General features: G+C 58.1%; 14 protein-coding genes and 1 riboswitch. Of the genes, 8 read left to right on the top strand and 6 right to left on the bottom strand.

The features are described 5' to 3' along the window. Position 1: 1 nt before the first annotated feature. Both KF794_11185 and KF794_11180 read right to left on the bottom strand, forming a co-directional pair. On the bottom strand, positions 2 to 1,447 hold the full coding sequence (locus tag KF794_11185; GenBank protein ID QYK44341.1) for a UdgX family uracil-DNA binding protein: 1,446 nt from the start codon (positions 1,445 to 1,447) through the stop codon (positions 2 to 4). Continuing rightward, entirely contained in the window at positions 1,444 to 2,670 is a 1,227-nt protein-coding gene (locus tag KF794_11180) for a putative DNA modification/repair radical SAM protein (protein QYK44340.1), read from the bottom strand. The genes KF794_11185 and KF794_11180 overlap by 4 nt, the downstream gene beginning before the upstream one ends. Between KF794_11180 and KF794_11175 the strand changes: the two genes are divergently transcribed. The 5 genes from KF794_11175 (at position 2,604) to ligD (ending at position 11,783) form a co-directional block, all read left to right on the top strand. Next, a complete protein-coding gene (locus KF794_11175) occupies positions 2,604 to 3,542 on the top strand; it encodes a DNA repair protein (GenBank protein QYK44339.1) in 939 nt (312 codons plus the stop codon). The genes KF794_11180 and KF794_11175 overlap by 67 nt on opposite strands. Beyond that, positions 3,433 to 4,992, top strand: a complete 1,560-nt coding sequence (locus KF794_11170; protein ID QYK46679.1) for a DNA polymerase Y family protein — start codon at positions 3,433 to 3,435, stop codon at positions 4,990 to 4,992. The genes KF794_11175 and KF794_11170 overlap by 110 nt, the downstream gene beginning before the upstream one ends. Then, positions 4,989 to 8,252, top strand: a complete 3,264-nt coding sequence (locus tag KF794_11165; protein ID QYK44338.1) for an error-prone DNA polymerase — start codon at positions 4,989 to 4,991, stop codon at positions 8,250 to 8,252. The genes KF794_11170 and KF794_11165 overlap by 4 nt, the downstream gene beginning before the upstream one ends. A 76-nt stretch (positions 8,253 to 8,328) precedes the next feature. Continuing rightward, a complete protein-coding gene (locus KF794_11160) occupies positions 8,329 to 9,204 on the top strand; it encodes a Ku protein (protein ID QYK44337.1) in 876 nt (291 codons plus the stop codon). 2 nt (positions 9,205 to 9,206) lie between these two features. After that, a complete protein-coding gene (gene ligD / locus KF794_11155) occupies positions 9,207 to 11,783 on the top strand; it encodes a DNA ligase D (protein ID QYK44336.1) in 2,577 nt (858 codons plus the stop codon). A 268-nt stretch (positions 11,784 to 12,051) separates the two neighbouring features. Here ligD and KF794_11150 read toward each other — a convergent pair whose 3' ends face one another. The 4 genes from KF794_11150 to thiS all read right to left on the bottom strand — a co-directional run bounded on the left by KF794_11150 (position 12,052) and on the right by thiS (position 14,377). After that, positions 12,052 to 12,636: a hypothetical protein gene (locus tag KF794_11150; protein ID QYK44335.1), complete on the bottom strand. Its 585-nt coding sequence runs from the start codon at positions 12,634 to 12,636 to the stop codon at positions 12,052 to 12,054. A 147-nt stretch (positions 12,637 to 12,783) separates the two neighbouring features. Then, a complete protein-coding gene (locus tag KF794_11145; GenBank protein ID QYK44334.1) occupies positions 12,784 to 13,389 on the bottom strand; it encodes a thiamine phosphate synthase in 606 nt (201 codons plus the stop codon). Further along, positions 13,373 to 14,170 (bottom strand): thiazole synthase, encoded by a 798-nt coding sequence (locus KF794_11140; protein ID QYK44333.1) that lies wholly within the window; start codon positions 14,168 to 14,170, stop codon positions 13,373 to 13,375. The genes KF794_11145 and KF794_11140 overlap by 17 nt, the downstream gene beginning before the upstream one ends. Positions 14,171 to 14,179: 9 nt before the next feature. Continuing rightward, entirely contained in the window at positions 14,180 to 14,377 is a 198-nt protein-coding gene (gene thiS, locus KF794_11135) for a sulfur carrier protein ThiS (GenBank protein ID QYK46678.1), read from the bottom strand. Positions 14,378 to 14,398: 21 nt separating this feature from the next. Next, a riboswitch (TPP riboswitch) is annotated at positions 14,399 to 14,501 on the bottom strand. 153 nt (positions 14,502 to 14,654) lie between these two features. Here thiS and KF794_11130 point away from each other — a divergent pair. The 3 genes from KF794_11130 (at position 14,655) to KF794_11120 (ending at position 20,190) form a co-directional block, all read left to right on the top strand. After that, positions 14,655 to 15,686 (top strand): hypothetical protein, encoded by a 1,032-nt coding sequence (locus tag KF794_11130; GenBank protein ID QYK44332.1) that lies wholly within the window; start codon positions 14,655 to 14,657, stop codon positions 15,684 to 15,686. Between the two features lie 139 nt (positions 15,687 to 15,825). Continuing rightward, positions 15,826 to 16,785 (top strand): serine/threonine protein kinase, encoded by a 960-nt coding sequence (locus KF794_11125; protein ID QYK44331.1) that lies wholly within the window; start codon positions 15,826 to 15,828, stop codon positions 16,783 to 16,785. Positions 16,786 to 18,096: 1,311 nt separating this feature from the next. Then, a complete protein-coding gene (locus KF794_11120; GenBank protein QYK44330.1) occupies positions 18,097 to 20,190 on the top strand; it encodes a serine/threonine protein kinase in 2,094 nt (697 codons plus the stop codon). The last annotated feature ends 47 nt before the right edge of the window (positions 20,191 to 20,237 follow it).

The raw sequence follows: 20,237 nt of genomic DNA, 5'->3' as shown, positions 1-20,237 counted from the left end.
ACTACGCCGCCCGGATTTCCGTTTCCACATAGCGATGCGCGATGGTCAGATCGCGCAAAAAGGCTTTGTATTCGCGCTCGCGGTCCTCGGGCAAAACCCGCAGCAGGAACGAAGGATGCACAGTGATCAGTGCGTGCGTACCATCCGCGAGTTTCACGATTTCGCCGCGGCTTTTCTGAACTGGCATCGCCTTGCCGAATACGGAATAAGCGGCGGTCGCGCCAAGCGCGACAATAAGTTTGGGTCGAACGATGCCCCGCTCACGCTCGAACCACTGCCGGCAAATTTTAATTTCGCTCGTGTTCGGCTTCTGGTGGATACGCCGCTTGCCGCGCGGAACAAATTTAAAATGCTTCACTGCATTTGTGATGTACGTTTTGCCTCGCTTGATGCCGACCTCGGCGATAGCTTTATCGAATAGTTGCCCGGCCGGACCGACAAATGGCTTTCCTGCCAAATCTTCCTGATCTCCCGGCTGCTCGCCGACGAACATCACTTCCGCATTAGCAGGCCCTTCACCAAATACAGTTTGGGTGGCGTCTTTCCACAGCGGGCAGGCGCGGCAACCTGCTGCCTCTTCACGCAAAGTATCGATCTGGTCGGATTTCGGTTTGGGTGAGGCGGGCATCAGTTCCAGCTTTTGCATATTAGCCTTTGCCGCCGATGCACCCGCGCGCACCATATCCATGGCCCGCCGTCCTGCATCAGCCGTCAAAGACTTAATCAGCGGAGCTTCCGGAAGGTTCCGCCAGTATTTTTGAGGCATTTCCGCTCGCATCGCGTCGAGTTTGAGACGTGCGGGATTGAAGATGCTGGCGTAATAGCTGCGCCAGAATTCTTCCAGCGCGTCTTCGGTCGGTGCGTCCTTCTTGCTCGCGCCTGGTGTGAAAGCGAGCTTATGCAAATCCCAATACGCGCAGGCCTGCGGTGTCAGGATTGACCAGCGCATCGAGCCAAAACGTTTCACAAAGAAATCAGCGGTCGCTTCGACAATGTGATGCTCCGGCTCGAACCATGCGACGAAATGCGGGCCATCCGGCGTTTCCATTTCCCGGAAGCGAACGAAGGCGGTCATTTTATGCTGGTCGCGACGAACGGATTTTACGAGATCGCGTAGCCTCGACACATCCGGGTCGAGGCTGACTTCCATCAAGCCGCGCTCGCGTTGCAGGCGCCAGAGCAGGCGATAGAGCAGGGCATAGCGCTCAGGATCGCGGTGTAATGCCGCTTTCTTCGCCAGAGATAGGAAGGAAGCCGGAACCGCAGGTATGCCGGCGGTACCTGAAAATATCCGTGCGCCATCGTATTTTGCGTCCAAGCCAAACAAATCGTCGGCTTCGCCATCCGCAAGCCAGCGCACTTCATTCGGATGCACTCGTTCGATCAAGAGCGCGCGCGCATGTGCGCGCCAGCCGGCAAAGTCGATGGCAGATTTTAGACGGATCACCCGCGTGATAGGGCCAGCGCAAGTTGCTTCGGTTGGGGCACGAAATAGCTTTTCAGATTGTCGGCATCGATTAGCCGGATGGATGGCGTGTGATCGGCCAATGCCAGAAACGGCAATACCTTCCGCGGTGATACATGAAGCCGTTTCAGATCATCGGCGCGGATGGTACGAAAGCGGCGGGAGGAAAGAATGCGGTCAACGCTCCTCACACCCAGCCCCGGAACACGAAGCAATTCCTCGCGCGAGGCACGATTAATGTCGAGCGGGAAGCGGTCTCGGTTTGCAAGCGCCCAGGCAAGTTTCGGGTCGATGTCGAGCGGTAACATGCCGTCGTTGCCGGAAGCGATTTCATCGACATTGAAGCCGTAAAAGCGGACGAGCCAATCGGCTTGATACAGGCGGTGCTCGCGAACGAGCGGCGGTGCCTGCAAGGGCAGCGAGCGGCTCGCATCAGGGATCGGACTGAAGGCGGAGTAGTAGACGCGCTTCAGGCGATAGGATGCGTAAAGATTAGTGCTTGTTTCTAGAATCTGGCGGTCATTCGTTGCATCCGCGCCGATAATCATCTGCGTGCCCTGACCGGCGGGAGAAAAGCATGGTGCTTTCTTTTCGGCTTTCGCTTCTTCGATTTTCAGCCGCAGCTTGCCCATTGCCGCGCGGATCGCGCGCACATTTTTCTCCGGCGCAAGTTTCTGCAGGCTCTGTTCGCGCGGCAGCTCGATGTTGATGCTCATGCGGTCGGCATAGCGGCCTGCTTGTTCGATCAGCTTCTCATCGGCATCGGGAATGGTTTTCAGATGGATATAGCCGCGGAAGTGGTGCTCCTCGCGCAAGCTGCGAGCGACGCGCACAATCTGCTCCATGGTGTAGTCCGCGCTGCGAATGATCCCGGAGGAGAGAAACAATCCCTCGATGTAATTGCGCTTGTAAAAATCGAGCGTGAGCTTGACGATTTCTTCAACAGTGAAGCGTGCGCGGGGCACATTGCTCGATGCGCGGTTCACGCAATAAAGGCAGTCGAAGGCGCAGGCATTCGTTAGAAGCACTTTCAGAAGCGAAATACAGCGTCCGTCCGGTGCGTAGGAGTGGCAGATACCGGCGCCGGTGATGGAGCCAAGGCCTTTGCCATCAGCGGAGTTGCGCTTTTCGCCGCCGCTTGAGGCACAAGAAGCATCGTATTTGGCGGCATCTGCCAGGATTTCAAGTTTTCGCTTTAATTCCATTGTCTTATGCCGCCTTCAAAGCCATTGACTCTTCCTTCAGTTCTATAGAACATAACATGAACATAGGAAATAGGTTTTTGATGGCCCGCGTTTCTCTTGCAGCACTGCGCGAGACCATTGCTCGTATCGAGCGCGCGGGCGTGTCGCTCGCTGAAGAAAATAAAAAAGTTCCGCTCGGTCATGACGGTGCGGACCAGGCGCTCTTGGGCGGAATTCTTCCGGGCGCGCTGCACGAGATTTACGCGGAGGAGCGTGATGTGGTTTCGGCTTCCGCGTTTGCAGCGATGCTTTCGCTGCGCGTTTCCAATGAGCGGAAGTTCCTGCTTTGGGTGAGACAAGACTTCACCTCGCAGCTCTGCGGACAGCTTTCCGCGCAAGGACTCCACGATCTGGGCGTTGATCCGAACCGTTTGCTGCTCGTGCAGACGAGAAGCGCAAACGAAGCACTGCGTGCGGCTTCCGACTCATTATCCTGCAAGGCGCTCGGCGCGATCGTGCTGGAAGTGCGCAAGCAGCCGAAAGCGCTCGATCTCGTCGCCTCGCGCAAGTTCACGCTGCGCGCGGGCGCGTCTCGCGTGACGCTTTTTTTAATTCGCATTGCTGCGCCGGAAATCATGCCGAGTACGGCAGAAACCCGCTGGTTCGTTCGCGCGGAACGCACGCCTGATTTTGTCGAGGACTGGGGAAATCCTCTGTTTGCAGCAACGCTTGCACGCAACCGGCATGGGCAGACCGGCGCGTGGGCGATGGAGTGGAGTTGTGATGCCCGCGTATTCCGAGAAGTCCCGCAGAATTCTCGCCCTCGAATTCCCTATGCTCGCGTTGGATCGCATCAAGCGAAATCGCAAGCGCCTTGGAGAGACGTCGGCTGACCTGCCGCTTGTCGTCGTCGCGAAAATCGAAAACACTTTACAGCTGACGGCCGTGGACGAATGCGCAGTACGGGAAGGCCTGCATCCTGGCTTGCCGCTGGCGGATGCGCGTGCGCGCGTACCGGCGCTTGATGTCGTCGAGGCGGATGACGTGGCGGACATCGCGCTACTCGAAGCGATTGCCGACTGGTGCGATCGCTTCACACCGCTGGTCGCGATCAACCGGCCTTATGGCTTGTATCTCGACATTTCCGGCTGCGCACATCTTTTCGGAGGCGAGGCGAAGATGCTGCACATAATCTGTGATTTTCTGCATAGGCAGGAAATCGATGTGCAAGCGGCAATTGCCGGCACGGCGGTGGCTGCCAATACTCTGGCCAGAGGCGCGAGTGGCAGCATCATCGAGAATGGAAAAGAAAAGGACGCCGTTTCCGCGCTTCCCGTATCCGTACTCGGCATTGACGAGAAAATCGTTCATGCGTTGAAGCGCGCAGGGCTGAAAACCATCGGCGAGGTGGCGAGCCGTTCTTCTTCCGAACTGACCGCGCGCTTTGGAGCGGGATTTTGTTTTCTGCTGATGCAGGCACTTGGACGAAACGGGCAGCCTATTATCCCGCGCCGGGCACTGCCGGATTATGTAGCCGAGCGGCGCTTCGCCGAGCCTGTAGCCACGAGCGAAGTGATCGGCAGAATTATCGCCTCGCTCGCTGCTACTCTGCAGAGCCTGCTTGAAGAACGCGGGCAGGGTGCGCGCAGGTTTGAATCCTCCTTCTTTCGTACTGATGGGGCCGTGCGCCATATCGCGCTCGATGTCGGCAGGCCGCTCCGCGACGCTGCTGCTATCGGCACTTATTATGCCGAGCGGCTGGAAGTGCTAGCAGATCCGGTCGATCCCGGTTTCGGTTTTGATCTGATCCGGCTTGCCGCGCTTGCGACGGAAAAACTCGAATATTCTTCCGTCGCGTTTCAGTCTTGGCAGGATGAACGGCAAATCGCGGACCTGATCGACCGCTTATCTGCGCGCTTCGGCCCGAGCCGTGTCACGCGTTTTTTGTCGGTAGATACGCATGTCCCGGAATATGCCGCTGCATTCTGTCCGGCGCAGCGTGGCACCAATCCGAGTCCATGGCCGCAACTCCGTCTGCCGCAGGATACACCGCGCCGCCCATTGCACATGCTCTCACCTCCGGAGCCAATCGAAAGCAAATACATCGATGTGCCGGATGGCCCGCCGAAGCTTTTCGTCTGGCGGCGCGCGACTCATGAGATCGTGAGATCCGAGGGACCAGAGCGTATTGCCATGGAGTGGTGGCGCGATCTGGAGGCGAAAACGCGCGATTATTTTCAGGTTGAGGACAAGGGGGGCCGCCGCTTCTGGCTCTATCGTGATGGCTTCTACGAACGGGATACCGCCGCACCGCGCTGGTTCATGCATGGGCTATTCGCATGAACGCGCCGCACATTCCTTATGCTGAAATCGGAGTCACGACGAATTTCTCTTTTTTGCGGGGCGCGTCGCATCCACAGGAATACGTCGCGCAGGCGGCAGATTACCGGATGGAAGCGATCGGTATTGCCGACCGCAACACGCTTGCCGGTGTAGTCCGCGGCTTTGCCGAACTGGAGAACGACAAGCTGCCCGGGCCTGCGCCGAAATATCTCGTTGGGGCGCGGCTCGTATTCACAGACACCACACCTGATATTCTCGCCTATCCGAAAGATCGCGCGTCTTACGGCAGACTTTGCCGCCTTATCACCAAAGGCAAGCTTGCGACGAGGGAAAGCGGGCAGTGCATTCTCAAACTCGAAGACTTGCTCGAGTTTCGCTTGGGCTTGCAACTTGTTCTCATGCCGCACGCGAAGCTCGATGAAGAAACATTGCGATTGCTGGACCGGCTTCGCGATTGCAGCGAAAGCAATGTTTGGCTCGGCGCGACGATGCCGCGACAAGGCAGAGACCGCCGCCGTCTAGATCAGTTGAGAATGTTCGCCCGCCAGACTGCCGTTCCGCTGCTCGCGACCAACGACGTGCTCTATCACCACCCCGATCGTAGGCCGTTGCAGGACGTGCTGACCTGCATTCGTGAGAAAACCAGTGTCGAGAAAGCCGGCAGGATTTTGGAATCAAATGCCGAGGGGCATCTGAAGCCTGGCTATGAAATGGCACGGCTGTTTCGTGATGCGCCCGAAGCCGTCACGGAGACTCTGCGTTTCGCGCGCGGCATCTCCTTTTCACTGAAGGAACTGCAATACCAGTATCCTGATGAACCGGTGCCGCCGGGCAAGAGCGCGGATCAGCATCTGTCCGATCTGGTGTGGGAAGGCGTGCGAAAATTCTATCCAGCGGGCGTTCCTGAAAAAATAGAGAAAAATCTCCGCAATGAACTCGCGCTGATCGCCGAGCTGAAGTGTCCGCATTATTTTCTCACCGTTCATGACATTGTGCACTTCGCGAGGTCGCAGGACATTCTCTGTCAGGGGCGAGGCTCTGCCGCTAATTCTTCAGTTTGCTATGTGCTGGGCGTTACCGCCGCCGACCCAAGTAAAACCGACCTTTTGTTCTCTCGCTTTCTGTCGCGCGAACGCAAGGAACCTCCCGATATCGACGTCGATTTCGAACATGAGCGCCGCGAAGAAGTCATGCAATATGTCTTCAAGCGCTACGGCCGCCACCGTGCCGGTATTACTGCGACCGTCATTCACTATCGGCCTCGTAGCGCAATCCGCGATGTAGGCAAGGCGCTCGGGCTTACCGAGGATGTCACCGCAGCACTCGCGAACACAGTCTGGGGAAGTTGGGGCAGTGGTATCCCCGAGCAGCATATCAGGCAGGCGGGGCTAGATCCCGACAATCCCGCGATCCAGCAGGCGGTCAGGCTTGCGACCGAACTGCTCGGCTTCCCGCGTCATCTTTCGCAGCATGTCGGCGGCTTCGTACTCACACAGGATCGCCTCGACGAAATGGTGCCGATCGGCAATGCCGCGATGGACGATCGCACTTTCATCGAATGGGACAAGGACGACATCGATCATCTGCGCATGATGAAGGTTGATGTGCTCGCGCTTGGCATGCTGACTTGCATCCGGAAGGCCTTTGATCTTTTGAAGCTACACAAAGACATGGCGCTCACGATCGAGCAGCTTCAGCGCGAGGACGACCCACAAGTTTACGCTATGCTATCGCGCGGGGAATCGCTTGGCGTGTTTCAGGTAGAGAGCCGCGCGCAGATGAACATGCTGCCGCGCCTGAAACCGCGCTGTTTCTACGACATTGTGATCGAGGTCGCGATCGTGCGACCCGGTCCGATCCAGGGCAACATGGTGCATCCTTACCTGAAACGGCGGAAGAATCCGAAGCTCGTTAGCTATCCGTCGCCTGCGCCGGAGCACGGGCCAGAGAACGAACTTGAAAAAGTGCTGGAGCGCACGCTCGGCGTTCCGCTGTTCCAGGAACAGGCCATGCAGCTTGCGATCACCGCCGCCAAGTTCAGCGACGAGGAAGCAAATGGTCTTCGCCGTGCGATGGCGACCTTCCGCAACGTGGGCACGATCTATGATTACGAATTCATGTTCGTCGAGGGCATGGTGCGGCGCGGCTACGAGCGAAAATTCGCCGAGGCTTGTTTCAAGCAGATCGAAGGCTTCGGCAGTTACGGCTTTCCGGAAAGCCATGCCGTGAGCTTCGCCATTCTGGTTTACGTTTCGGCCTGGCTGAAGTGCCGTCACCCGGAAGTGTTCTGCTGCGCGATCATGAATTCGCAGCCGATGGGATTCTACACGCGCGCGAGCCTCGTGCGCGATGCGCGGCAGAACGGTGCCTTGGTGTACGAGGCGGATATCAATTTCAGCGCGTTAGACAACATGCTTGAGCCGGTAGGCGGGAAATTTGCAGTGCGCCTCGGCTTCCGCAATATCGAAGGATTCCAGGACAAGTGGGAAGAACTGATCGTGACGCGGCGCGGCGACGGATTCCGCTCGCTTGAATATTTCGCACAGCGCACGGAACTTCCGAAGAAGGCAATTCTGCTCTTGGCTGACGCCGATTGTTTCCGCTCGATCGGCCTCGACCGGCGCGCGGCACTTTGGGCTGCGCGTCGGCTCCCGGATGACGCAACGCTTCCTCTGTTTGCGGCGCTCGAGGAAAGCGAACATCCTCGAGAGGAGATCAAACCATTACCGGTGATGCCGCTTCCCGAACACGTTGTGGCGGACTACCAGACGCTCGGCCTTTCGCTCAAGGGTCACCCAATGGAATTCCTGCGCGATCTATTCAAAAGCGAGGGTGTCTTTTCCTGTCGCGATGCTACCGAAATGAAAGATGGGAAGTATCTTCGTTGCGCGGGCGCCGTGCTCGTCCGCCAGCGGCCCGGCACTGCGAAGGGTGTCGTCTTCATGACGATTGAAGACGAAACCGGAATTGCAAATGTCGTGGTCTGGCAAAAAACCTTCGAAAGCTTCCGTAAGGAAGTCATGGGCGCGCGTATCGTGCTCGTCGAAGGCCGCATCCAGCGTAGCGAGGAGGGTGTTGTCCATCTTGTTGCGGATCGCCTGCAAGACCGCAGCGGCGAGTTGCGGAGGCTTTCGGAGGCGAATGCCTTTGTGCCCTTAAGCCATGTCGACGAAGCGACGCGTCCCGCACAGGATCACCGCACCGGCCGCCAGCATCCGCGGAATATCCGGATTTTGCCGAAGTCTAGGGATTTTCACTGACCAAACGGAAGGAACAAATCCCCAAGGATCGGTGTTTCGCATAAAGGTTCCAGACCCCATTTGCGGAGTTAAGGTAATGCCCGCCCGCGCATATTGGTCAGGCCGAATTCGCCTGTCACTGGTTTCTATTCCGGTTCAGCTATTTGCAGTCACAAAAAGCGGGTCCCGCATATCGTTCAACCAAATCCACGAACCCACCGGCAAACGCATCCGCTATGAGAAAGTAGTGCCAGGCGTAGGGCCGGTTGATACCGACGACATTGTCAAAGGTTATGAAGTCGATAAAGGGAAGTACGTGCTTCTCTCCGACGAAGAGATCGACAGCGTAAAACTCGAAGCGAAGCGCACAATCGATTTGGTACAGTTCGTCGATCAATCCGAGATTGACGCGATTTATTTTGACCGGCCTTTTTATATTGCTCCGGAGGGCGAAGAGGACGGTCAGGAAGCTTACGTCGTATTGCGAGACGCGCTTCGCAAAACAAAGAAGGCAGGGCTCGGGCAGATCGTCGTGCGTGGACAAAGTTCGATCGTTGCGATCAAACCTTGCGGCAAAGGCCTTCTATTGGAGACGTTGCGCTATCCTGACGAACTCCGCAAAGCCGACCCCTTCTTCGATGACGTCCCGGCGAAAAAGCCGCCTTCGGAAATGGTAGATCTGGCCGAGGAACTGATTGCGAAGAAGTCGAAGAAGTTCGATCCCAAGGAGTTCAAGGATTCCTATACGGTAGCGATGCACGAACTGATCGACGCAAAGCTAGAGAAACGTCCTCCGCGTGAAATCGAGGAGCCCGAAGTCGCAAGCAACGTCATCAGTCTGATGGACGCGCTGAAACGCAGCGTCGGAAAGCAGAAGTCGGGCGAAGGTGCAGCGAAGAAGCCGAAGCCAGCGAAGCGGGCGTCGAAAGGAGCGGCCAAGTCGGCGCGCCGAAGCAAGCGCAAGGCAGCGTAGTCATGGCCGACCGGCTCGCCACATATCGGGCGAAGCGAGATTTCAAGGAGACTCCCGAGCCCGCCGGAAAAATAAATTCAAAACGTGGAAGGCGCAGTTACCTGATTCAAAAACATCAGGCCAGACGCCTGCATTTTGATTTCCGGCTGGAGCACGACGGGGTCTTGAAAAGCTGGGCGATTCCGCGCGGCCCCAGCTTCAGTCCGTCCGACAAGCGGCTTGCGGTAAGGACGGAAGATCATCCGATTGCCTACGGCTCGTTCGAGGGCTCGATCCCGAAGGGACAATATGGCGGCGGTACTGTCATGCTCTGGGATACCGGCACGTGGTCGCCGATCGGCGATCCCGACGAAGGATTGAAGAGCGGTAAGCTCAAGTTTGAGGTTCACGGTAAGCGCATTCAGGGCGCGTTTACGCTGGTCAAGCTGCGTGCGGACAGACAGAAGAAAAACGGAAAGGAAAACTGGCTGCTCATCAAAGAGCGCGATGAGTTCGCGCGCGCAGATGGAAACTCGACAGTAGAAACAGAACTGACCAGCGTCAGCAGCGGCAGAGATATGAACGAAATCGCCGGAACAGATCGGATCTGGCATTCGAAGAAATCCGTTGCCGAAAACATTGCCGCTCTAAGTTCTGAACGGCGTCCGCGCGGCTTGCGCGCAAAGCACCCGCAGCCGCGAAAACCAAAGATCAGTGCGAAAAAAGCAAGGGGTAAACGTGCGCGAAAGAGCGCGCCCCCGCCGGACTTCATCAAGCCGCAACTAGCGACATTGGTCGATGCAATCCCGCACGGCGACGAATGGCTGCATGAAATTAAGTACGACGGCTACCGCGCAATAGCAGCGGTCGGCGGCAGAGCAACACGGATTTATACCCGCAACGGTCATAACTGGACCAGAAAATTCGCAGCCCTCGTTCCCGCGCTGGAAAAACTCAGCTGTGAAAACGCGCTCTTGGATGGTGAGATCGCGATCGCAGACGCGCAGGGACATACCGATTTTGGGGCGCTGCAGGATGCACTTGCAAGCGGCCGCAGCGAAGACTTCAACTACTACATTTTCGATCTGGTCGAATTGAATGGCAGCGACCTGCGCAAGCATGCACTATTGGAGCGCAAGCAGTTGCTGAGAGAACTGCTCAACACAGCGCCGAAAAAATCTCCATTGGTTTACTCCGATCATCTGACTGGTGGCGGCGCACGCGTCTATGCACATGCCTGCGACATGAAATTGGAAGGAATTATTTCGAAGCGTGCCGACGCCCCATATCGCTCGGGCCGCACCCTGCAGTGGCTCAAGGTCAAGTGCGGCATGGAGCAGGAGTTTGTTATTATCGGCTGGCGGCCATCCCCCAAGCCGCAGCGTCCGTTTTCTTCGCTGTTACTCGCGATCCACGAGAACGGCAGTCTGCGGTATGCGGGTCGCGTCGGTAGCGGCTATTCGATGGCGGGACTTGCAAAGCTGGAGGAAAAATTTTCCCGCTACGCCCGCAACAGGCCTGCGATCGCGGGCATTCCCCGCTCTATCGAGCGGCAGGCGCGGTTTTTGGATCCCGTTTTCGTCGCCGAGATCGAATTTCGTGGATGGACGCGCGAAGGCGTAATCAGGCAGGGAGTCTTCAAGGGATTGCGTGAGGACAAGCCGCCGCGTGAGATCGTAAAGGAGACGCCTATGGCTGTATCAAAAGCCGCGCAATCCAGAAAATCAGGCAGCGACGAAGAACTCATTGAAGGAGTGCGGGTCACGCATCCCGATCGGGTGCTGTTTTCTGCGCAGGGCATCACCAAGCGTGAACTGATCGACCACTACCTGCGGGTTGCGGATGTGATGTTGCCGCATATCGTCAACCGTCCATTGAGTCTGGTGCGCTGTCCACGTGGGCAAGAGAAAGACTGCTTTTTTCAAAAGCATGCTTCACAAGGCTGGCCGGAAGAATTCCGTGCGGTGAAAATCAAGGAGAAAAGCGGCAGCGGCGAGTATCTCTATATCGAGGACGTGAAAGGTTTGATTGCCGCGGTCCAGATGGGCGTGCTCGAGCTACATATTTGGGGATCGCACGCGGACGAGGTCGAAAAGCCGGACCGGATGGTATTCGATCTCGATCCGGATGAAGGCCTGAAGTTCAGCGCCGTAATCGATGCCGCGCTCGATCTTCGAAAACGGTTGAAAGCCATCAGCCTGGAAAGTTTTGCTATGGCTTCAGGAGGCAAAGGTATTCATGTGGTCGTGCCTCTGCGTTCCGGACATTCATGGGACCAGCACCGCGAATTCGCGGAAGCGATGGCGCGCGTCATGGCAGAAGAAAATCCCGAGCGCTATGTAGCGACCATGTCGAAGGCGCGCCGTAAAGGAAAGATTTTCGTGGACTACCTGCGCAATCAACGCGGTGCTACGGCGATTTCTCCCTATTCATCCCGTGCACGTAAAGGCGCGTCCTATGCTGTTCCGGTTTCATGGGCTTCTCTGAAAAAGCTTAAGAACGGTCGCCCGGCGTCGGTTGGCGACAAGTCCAAAGCAAATCCGTGGAACGACTACGAGAAGGTCGATCAGCCTTTACCAATCGGAAAGCACTTGCGTTGAGCAACGCTGCAAGTACGTTCGAGTGTCGGAAAAACACTTAAGGTCCATCGCTCCGCCAATGTTTCGCCAATGATATCCGCGTAAGAACGTCAAAAATCGCGATCAAACGAGCCAAATTCGTCTGTATTTTCAACGTCAGTCGAATTATCGTCTGCGCTCATAACGGTCTGGTTCCTGGTTCGAGTCCAGGCAGGCCCACCAATCTCGTTCCTGAATAAAAAAACCTGCGGCCGCCGCGAGGCAGCCGCAGGCATTTTTCGTTACGGCTTTACTGTGCGTTCAATGAAGCCTGTGCGCGGCCCGGCCAGCGCGAACAAACGATGCGCGAAACCGGTTCGCACATGATCGAGACGCGGCGACCGCTGGCGTTGCCGGAAATCGTCGCGACGCGGCCCGGAGGACAGTTGCCGGCAACGACCTTGGAGACGTGGCCGCGCGATACGAAGATCGAACCGACCGCGCCGACCGGCGCGGGCGAACCGATCTTGCACCAGTGACTGACGTGATTGAATGCTTGTCCCGGGTCTCCGTATCCCTGCGAGATCATTTCCATGCGCATCGCATAGCCGCACCACGCGCCGGGCGCGCCTTGCGGACGCGTCGCGCCCATGTTCGATGTCAGCCATGAACCGCCGAGATTCAGGCCGGTGAATGCAACCTGCTCGTTCTGGCGCTCACTATGGCGGGGCCGCATCGCGGCGGGCCGTTGCGATTGCTGGATACGTTGCGCACCGTGATCGCCGCGCATCTCGTTGATAAGAAACTCCTGCGCGTTCTGCGCACTCGCCACACTCGCAGTTTGCACTGCTGCCGTAATGGCAAAAAGTAGCGGGATGATTTTAGTACGCTTCATCTCGTTCTCCTTTGCCCCAACCGCGGCGGAAGAAGACCGAGCAATGAGTCTGCGATGTGTGCCGGAAAAGGAATTTTGGCGATAATGGAACTTTACGCGCGAATATTCACGGGCACGTTCGCCGTCAGGAAAGGTCTATGACGAAAATCAGGCGATAGTGAGTGCTAACCAGTCACGCACCCGCTGATCCGGATTCTGATTCAGCGTGACATCGCTCACCACAGCGATCGAATCGGCGCCTGCGGAGAAAATATCCTTCGCGTGTTCCAGCTTGATGCCGCCGATGGCGACCAGCGGAATCTTGCCGATGAGCTTCTTCCATTCCGTGATGCGCGCATAGCCCTGTGGCGCGAAGCGCATCTTCTTCAGCGTGGTTTCGTAGATCGGTCCAAGCGCGACGTAATCGGGCTTGTGACGGAGTGCGATGTTCAACTCGTCATGGTCGTGGGTGGAAATGCCGAGCGTGATTCCGGCTTTCTTGATGGTCGGAATGTCGGCGGTCTCGATGTCTTCCTGACCGAGGTGGAGATGATCCGCGCCTTGCGCGATGGCGGCCTGCCAGTAGTCGTTGACGACGATTTCGCAGGCCGTGCCTTCTGCGGCTTTCAGCGCATCGCGCACGATTTCGTTCGCAGCCGTTGCGTCGAGGTCTTTCGCGCGTAGTTGCACGGTGCGCACGCCGAGTTTCGCGAGCCGTTCGATCCACGCCACGCTGTCGACGACGGGATAGAAGCGGTCAGGATATGCGGGCATTGGCGGCTGCGAACGGTGTCCCGGTTACGGGAGTGGAGGCCTGTGCGATCTCGCGTGGCTTCATCATGCCGGCTTCGAACGCGGCGCGTCCGGCTGCGATGGCTTGTTTGAAGGCCTGCGCCATCTTCACCGGATCGCCGGAGCCTGCGACCGCGGTGTTGAGCAGTACGGCGTCGTATCCCATCTCCAGCGCCTTCGCGGCGTGAGAGGGTGCGCCCAGACCGGCATCAATAATGAGTGCTACGCCGGGAAGCTCGGCGCGCATCCGGCGCAATGCTTCTTCATGCACGATGCCCTTGCCGCTGCCGATCTGCGAACCCCACGGCATGACGACGCGGCAGCCGGCATCCACCAGCCGCCGCGCGAGCGTGAGATCTTCGGTGCAATAGGGGAAAACCTCGAAGCCGTCGGCGAGGAGGATTTTTGCCGCTTCCAGCGTGCCGACCACATCGGGTTGCAGGGTGGTGCGGTCGCCGAGCACTTCCAGCTTGATCCATTTGGTGTCGAACAGTTCTCGCGCGAGTTGCGCGGTGTTCACGGCGTCTTCCACCGAATAGCAGCCCGCCGTATTCGGTAGCACCTTCACGTTCAGTTCGCGGATGATGTTCCAGAAGGTGTCGCCGTCCTTGCCGCCCGCGTTCTCGCGGCGGACCGAGACGGTGACGATTTCCGCGCTCGATACTTTTACGGCTTCCTGCATGACGGAGAGCGAGGGATAGCGCGCGGTGCCGATCAGGAGGCGGTTGTCGAAGGCTTCGCCGTAGAGATTGAGCTTGCTCATGGATGTTTCCTAGCCGCCCTGCCTGGGCGTGACGATTTCGATGCGGTCGCCTTCGCTGAGCCTGGTCTCAAGCCAGCGCCGGCGAGGGATAACGGTGCGATTGACGGCGACCGCGACAAAGCCGCCTTCGTGACCGAGCACAGCAAGGAGTTCCGTGACGTTCACCGCGCGGACGCGCACGGGTTCGCCGTTCACGGTAAGAGCCAGGCCCTCGCTCGCAAGCGCATCGGTGTTTCGCATGTCCGGTCCCTCCGCCGATCTTAGTCGGATCAGGTTCAAAGGGTTTGGCTCCTCGCCATCTCAGCCCGTCCGGGCACCCCTCGGATGGAACACACATAATGTTCCGGCCCGCTTCGGGCAAGCCGTGCGGGGGCAGCACGGGGCGACTCATTTTTCGTGATACATAAAACCGCCCCGTTCGGACGCGAATCCGGGGCAGGGCGCGGCAGAGGCGGACGAAGCGATGGCACGGGCTTTCCGATGGATGGCCGCATTTGCGGTGAGCGGCGCCATGCTCCTGTTCGCCGGGCACGGATACACGCAGCCTGCGCCGGAAAAGAAGTCCGAGAAGGCCGAACCTGCCAAGAAGAAACCGGCAAAAAAGAAGAAGGCCGAGACTTCCGGCGACGACCCTGCGGCCACGGATAATAAAGAGAACAAGGAAAAGGCCGCGGCGAGAACCACGCCGAAAGGCGTTTGCCTGACGCCCGACCAGTTCTACGACAGGGATGGCGACGTGCAGCGCAATGCGAAGCGGCTGGCTTCGCCCGATCTGTGCCTGCGGCTGGAAGTCTTCACCGAAGGTAATCTGCGCTGGGTCCTCCAGATCGTCGAGAACCGCAAGAATCCGAAAGGGCCGCTCTGGGCCATCCCGCACGACAACGAGAATGCCGCGTTCGACAGCGGCGTCTACGGCGTGCTGCGTTACGGCGGCACCATGGTGGCGGTGGAAACCGGCGGCAAGCGTTTCAACGCTACGCAGGACCCTAACCGCAACTTCGACGCCGACACGGGCGAGAAATGCCCGCAACAGAACGCCGCTTCGCCGGAATACACGAAGCGCTTTCTGCGGTTATGGGATCGCAGCCAGCCGATCATGGCGTTGCATTCGAACGAGCGCGGCTATGAAGGCGACCAGAAGGGCGGCAAGGGGCATATCTCGATGCAGAAGCCGCCACGCAGCGCGATGCCGTTCCGCGCCGTGCATCCAATGGCGGCGCAATCGCCGGACGATACGCTCATATTTGTAGCTTCCATCCGGCGGCCCGACGCAAATCCGGACCTCGCCGCCTTCGTGAAGGCGCTGAACGAAAGAGGGATCAACGTCCTCTACGAAATGGTCTCGCCGAAGAACGACTGCTCCATGTCGAACTATGCTGCACTCAAGGGCATCAGCAATTACATCAATATTGAAGTGCTGCACGGCGACCGCGACAGCCAGATACGAATTCTCGATATTGTGATGGAGTTGAAAGGCATCCACGGCATCGGCGGGCCGCACAAGAGGGACGAATAGCGCAGCGGCTGCGAGCGCTACCCCGGACTTCGGAACTTTTTCCACGCCTACGGGGGTAATCCCGCCTTCTCACTAAAATTCCATTTGGCGCGTCCCTCTTCTTTGCGCACAATCCCAGATAGGGACAGAGGGAAGGGGAATGACTGATCACCCCAAACATGCGCTGCCTGTGGGTCACGCCATTGGTGGCTATGCAATTGTTCGCGTCATCGGGCAGGGCGGCTTCGGGATCGTTTACGAGGCCTATAACAGCGACACCGAACAGCGCGTCGCGATCAAGGAATATTACCCAAGCTCGATTGCGAGCCGTCAGGACGGAACCATCGTCCTGAACAGCGAGCGCGAGCGGGACGTGTTCGACAAAGTGCTGGCGCGCTACCGCTCCACCGCGCTGCTGCAATTGAAGTTCGATCACCCGAATATCCTGAAAATCTACGATTATATCCGCGCCAAGAATACCGGTTACATGGTGACGGAGTTTATCGACGGCGAGCCGATGCGCGCCGTCCTGAACCGGCACGGCGGACGCGTTCCGTCCTACGACATATTCCGCAAGATGTTCGAGCCGATGATCAGCGCGCTCGCCTACATTCATTCGCGCGGTTATCTGCATCGCGATATTGCGCCCGACAATATCATGTGGACCAAGGACGGGCGTCCGGTTCTGATCGATTTCGGTGCGCTCAAGGAAGATGTCGGACAAGATTCCCGTATCAGCAGTCTGGTCGTTGTGAAGGAGGATTATTCGCCGCCAGAACAGCAGGTACCGGACAAGAAGCGTCCGATGGGTTTCTACACGGACATTTTCGCGCTCGCCGGCACGATGTATGCGGCGTTGGCGGGTCACCCGCCGGCGCGGGCCATGGCGAGGGCGCTTAACACAGGGTGCCGATCTTTATTCACCGATGGCAGAAGCCTCCCGCGTCAAGGTGCCCGAAGAGATTTACGCCGCGATCGATCGCGCTTTGTCTCTCGATATTACCAAGCGCCCGAAAGATCTGGCGGAATTCACGAAGCTGCTGGGATGGGACGTAAAGGAGTCGCGGGTCGAATATCCGGAAAAACTTGCGCCGGAAATGAACGCGCCGAACCTTTATGACAATCAGCCGGCGCCGCTTCCGCATCAGTCGAGCGGCCATTCGATGGCGTTGCCGCCGAAGCAGCATAAATCGCGCTTCGCGCTGATCGCATCGCTTTGCGTCGCGGCGGTCATCGCCGGGAGTCTTCTATTTTATTTCTCCTCGCGGGAACCTTCGTTGCCGTCGCAAACGCAGCAAACAACACAAACGCCGCAAGTGCAGCCGCAATTACCTCCCGAAAAGAAGGAGGGTGAATCTCCCGCGGATGCCGAGCGTAAGCTGCGCGAAGCTGCTTCGGAAGCCGAGCGCAAAACCTACGAAAGTGCGCGAGGAAACATTGCCGCGCTGCGCGCTTATCTCGCAAGCTGCAAGGAATGCCGCTTCCGCAACGAGGCCTCGGCAGAAATCGAATCTCTGGAAAAGGCGTTACTCGCCGAACGCGAATCGACGGAATTTTCGCGGGCAAGGGGCAGTCGCGAGCGCCTGCAAAATTACCTGACGACCTGCAAAATCTGCGCGCACCATGAACAGGCGAAAACCGAGATCGATGCAATCAAGGTCGAGGTGGCGGACGGCAGGTACGTCGGAACGATGGAAGTGGTCCGGGCGGTGCCGAACAACCCTTCCCTGCCGGTGAATGGCTGCAGCCCCGGCGAGCCACGTCCGATCGAATTCATCGTTTCGGGCGGCAGCGCCACGTTTAATATCAATCAGCATGCGACACCGGTGGAGTTGCAGGGCGGCGCGCTGAAATATGAGGGAAGTCGCGCGGTCAACATCAAAGGCACGAGCATCAATCAAAGACTATTGGTGAACGTGCTGTTCAAGGAGAAAGAGGCCGCCGGCGAAGTAAGCGTTACGGGGCCTCGCGGCGTTTGTCATTTCAAGGTCGCGGCAGTATTTCAATCCGCCGACGTTTCTACGAAACTGTATTTTACGGGTACGAACAGAATTGTGCGCGAAGTACCGCTCAACGCCGGGCGTCCCTTGCAGGCTTGCAAGACCGGCGAGGTCTACGGGATCGCCTTTAATGTCGAGGACGGAAAAATCACCTTCGGCAACCGCGAAGACCTGCTTCAGGGCGTCGTCAAGGAAGACGGGAGCTTCAGGGTAGAGATCGTTCGCCAGAGGACGAACCAGAAAGGTTTCGCCTTCAAGCAGCACCTGCTTTATGTCGGCAAAGTGCTGGATACGAAGGTGGAAGGTACGTTCACCGGCACCGGGCCGCTTGGAAGTTGTTTTGGCGTGATAGAGGCCGCGCGAAAGTAAGGTCTGGCGCGGTTGCCTCGGCACGGTAAGATGAGGTTGGGGAAGCCGCGTAACGGGCCGGGATGAGTATCTTTCCGCATGCATTGCCGATCGGTACCCGGATAGCCGGGTATGAGATCGTGCGCGTGATCGGCCGCGGCGGTTTTGGCATCGTGTACGAAGCCTATAACCCCGATACGGAAGTCCGTGTTGCCATCAAGGAATTTCTGCCGGCTTCGATCGCCAGCCGGCACGGCGGCACCATCATCGTCAACGACGAGCGCGAGCGCGACACTTTCGAAAGCGTGCTGAAGTCGTATCGTAAGACCGCGCTATTGCAGCGCAAGTTCGACCATCCCAGCATCCTGAAAGTGATCGACTACATCGGTGAAGACAACACCGGGTACATGATCACCGAATTTATCGACGGACATCCGCTGGCGAAGATGTGGGTCGACAAGGGCGGCCACGTTTCCTCTCTCGAAGAATTACGCAAGACCTTTAGTCCGGTGATGGACGCGCTTGAATATCTGCATGGGCGCAAGCATCTGCATCGCGACATATCGCCAGACAACATCATGGTCGATAAAGCCGGACGCACGGTTCTCATCGACTTCGGTGCGCTGAAGCAGGACCTGCATGCGAGCGGTACGTTTTCGAGCGCGGTGCAGTTGCGCCCCGATTATTCGCCGCCCGAACAGCAGCATCCCGATCACGACCGGCCGATGGGGATGTATACCGACATCTTCGCGCTGGCCGGGACCATGTACTTCGCACTTGCCGGGCGTCCGCCGGGAAAGGCGATGCAACGTCTCGCGTCGCGTGGCAAGGATCCTTACGCATCAATCGGCGACACCGCGAAGATCGCGGTGTCGGAATCGATGGCGCAAGCCATCGACAAGGGACTAAGCCTCGCGCTCAATGATCGTCAGGCAAGTATCGAGGAATTTCGCGCCAATCTCGGATGGGGTCCGGCCGGCATATTGCCAACGGTGGCCGAGACGAAAGAGAAAAAGGGCGACGAAGAAAAAACCGGGAAAGACGAACCAAAAACAGAGATCGACACCGGTAATGCAGGGAAAGGCGAAGCAAAGAAAGACCAGGCGCCGCCACCACCTCCTCCGCCACCGCCGCCGCCAGAGCCGGAAAGGTCTTCGAAGTCTCCGGTGTGGCCCTTCATCGCGCTTGGCATCGCAGGTGTAATCGCGGCCGGTGTATTCCTGCTGCCCCGGTTCGCTGCGAAACAGGAATTACCGCAAACCGCGTTCTGCGAGCAGGCGCAGCCATATCAGGATGCTTTACGCGACGGCGGCGCGGCGCTCTCGAGTTATGTCGTGCGGTGCGGGAATGTAAGTCAGGGTTTCGGTCCGCAGGCGAAGATTGCGCTGGTCGATCGCAAGTTCGCGGAAGCGCTTCAGTGCATCAACGCGGCGACATCCTGCAATTTCGATAAATGTCTCAGCGCGTATCAAAGCGCGATCCCGGACGGTACCGGCATCGAGCGCGTACGCTCTGAAATCGAGCAGACCAAGCGCCGTCCGCAGTGTCAGGCGGGGCCGAAGGAAGTGCCCTATTGCGAGCAGAGTACTCCTTATAACAACGCGATTTCAGGTTCGGAGTCTCTTCTCACAGAGTATGTCAGCCGTTGCGGTAATTCCGGCGGCTACGGTCAGCAGGCGCGCACCGTTCTGGAGAACCAGCTTGCGCGTGTTGCATCGCAGTGCATCAGCAGTGCTTCCAGTTGCAGCTTCGACCACTGCCTGAGCCGCTTGCAGAACCAGTTTCCGTCCAGCTCCCGGCTTTCCGGGCTGCGTGACGAGATCAGGAATGCGCAGAATTCCGATCGCTGTCTGGAAGTTCCGAACGGCATATACAACGCTATCCGCGGTTATGTCGGGACCAATACCGATACCTGCCGGGCGCGGTACGACATCAGCAATGTCGTCGTGCAGAACGGTTCGATCACCTTCGTAAGCGACGACTACCGCTGGACCGGTACCATCGACCAGCGCACGGGCTATATCGACATCCGGGACGAGAACATCGTCGTACTGCGTACCGGGCAGCGTTCGCGGGACGGAATCTCGGTCCAGGGGCATTACCGCAATGCCCGGCTCTGGAGCGGGTTCTGCACGAAGCAGGGAGCGCGGGAAGGGTATTTCAGGCTGATCAAATAGCAGCCAGCAGGGGCGATTCCGGCGTTCCCGGAGGCAGGGAAAAGGTC

The sequence above is a fragment of the Xanthobacteraceae bacterium genome, assembly GCA_019454205.1.
GTDB lineage: Bacteria > Pseudomonadota > Alphaproteobacteria > Rhizobiales > Xanthobacteraceae.
This window is presented reverse-complemented; position numbering and strand designations above follow the sequence as displayed.

Coding starts and splice junctions, on each gene's coding strand:
- KF794_11180 (QYK44340.1), bottom strand. CDS start 2,670: ATGGAATTAAAGCGAAAACTTGAAATCCTGGCAGATGCCGCCAAATAC.
- KF794_11170 (QYK46679.1), top strand. CDS start 3,433: ATGCCCGCGTATTCCGAGAAGTCCCGCAGAATTCTCGCCCTCGAATTC.
- KF794_11165 (QYK44338.1), top strand. CDS start 4,989: ATGAACGCGCCGCACATTCCTTATGCTGAAATCGGAGTCACGACGAAT.
- KF794_11160 (QYK44337.1), top strand. CDS start 8,329: ATGCCCGCCCGCGCATATTGGTCAGGCCGAATTCGCCTGTCACTGGTT.
- ligD (QYK44336.1), top strand. CDS start 9,207: ATGGCCGACCGGCTCGCCACATATCGGGCGAAGCGAGATTTCAAGGAG.
- KF794_11150 (QYK44335.1), bottom strand. CDS start 12,636: ATGAAGCGTACTAAAATCATCCCGCTACTTTTTGCCATTACGGCAGCA.
- KF794_11145 (QYK44334.1), bottom strand. CDS start 13,389: ATGCCCGCATATCCTGACCGCTTCTATCCCGTCGTCGACAGCGTGGCG.
- KF794_11140 (QYK44333.1), bottom strand. CDS start 14,170: ATGAGCAAGCTCAATCTCTACGGCGAAGCCTTCGACAACCGCCTCCTG.
- KF794_11130 (QYK44332.1), top strand. CDS start 14,655: ATGGCCGCATTTGCGGTGAGCGGCGCCATGCTCCTGTTCGCCGGGCAC.
- KF794_11125 (QYK44331.1), top strand. CDS start 15,826: ATGACTGATCACCCCAAACATGCGCTGCCTGTGGGTCACGCCATTGGT.
- KF794_11120 (QYK44330.1), top strand. CDS start 18,097: ATGAGTATCTTTCCGCATGCATTGCCGATCGGTACCCGGATAGCCGGG.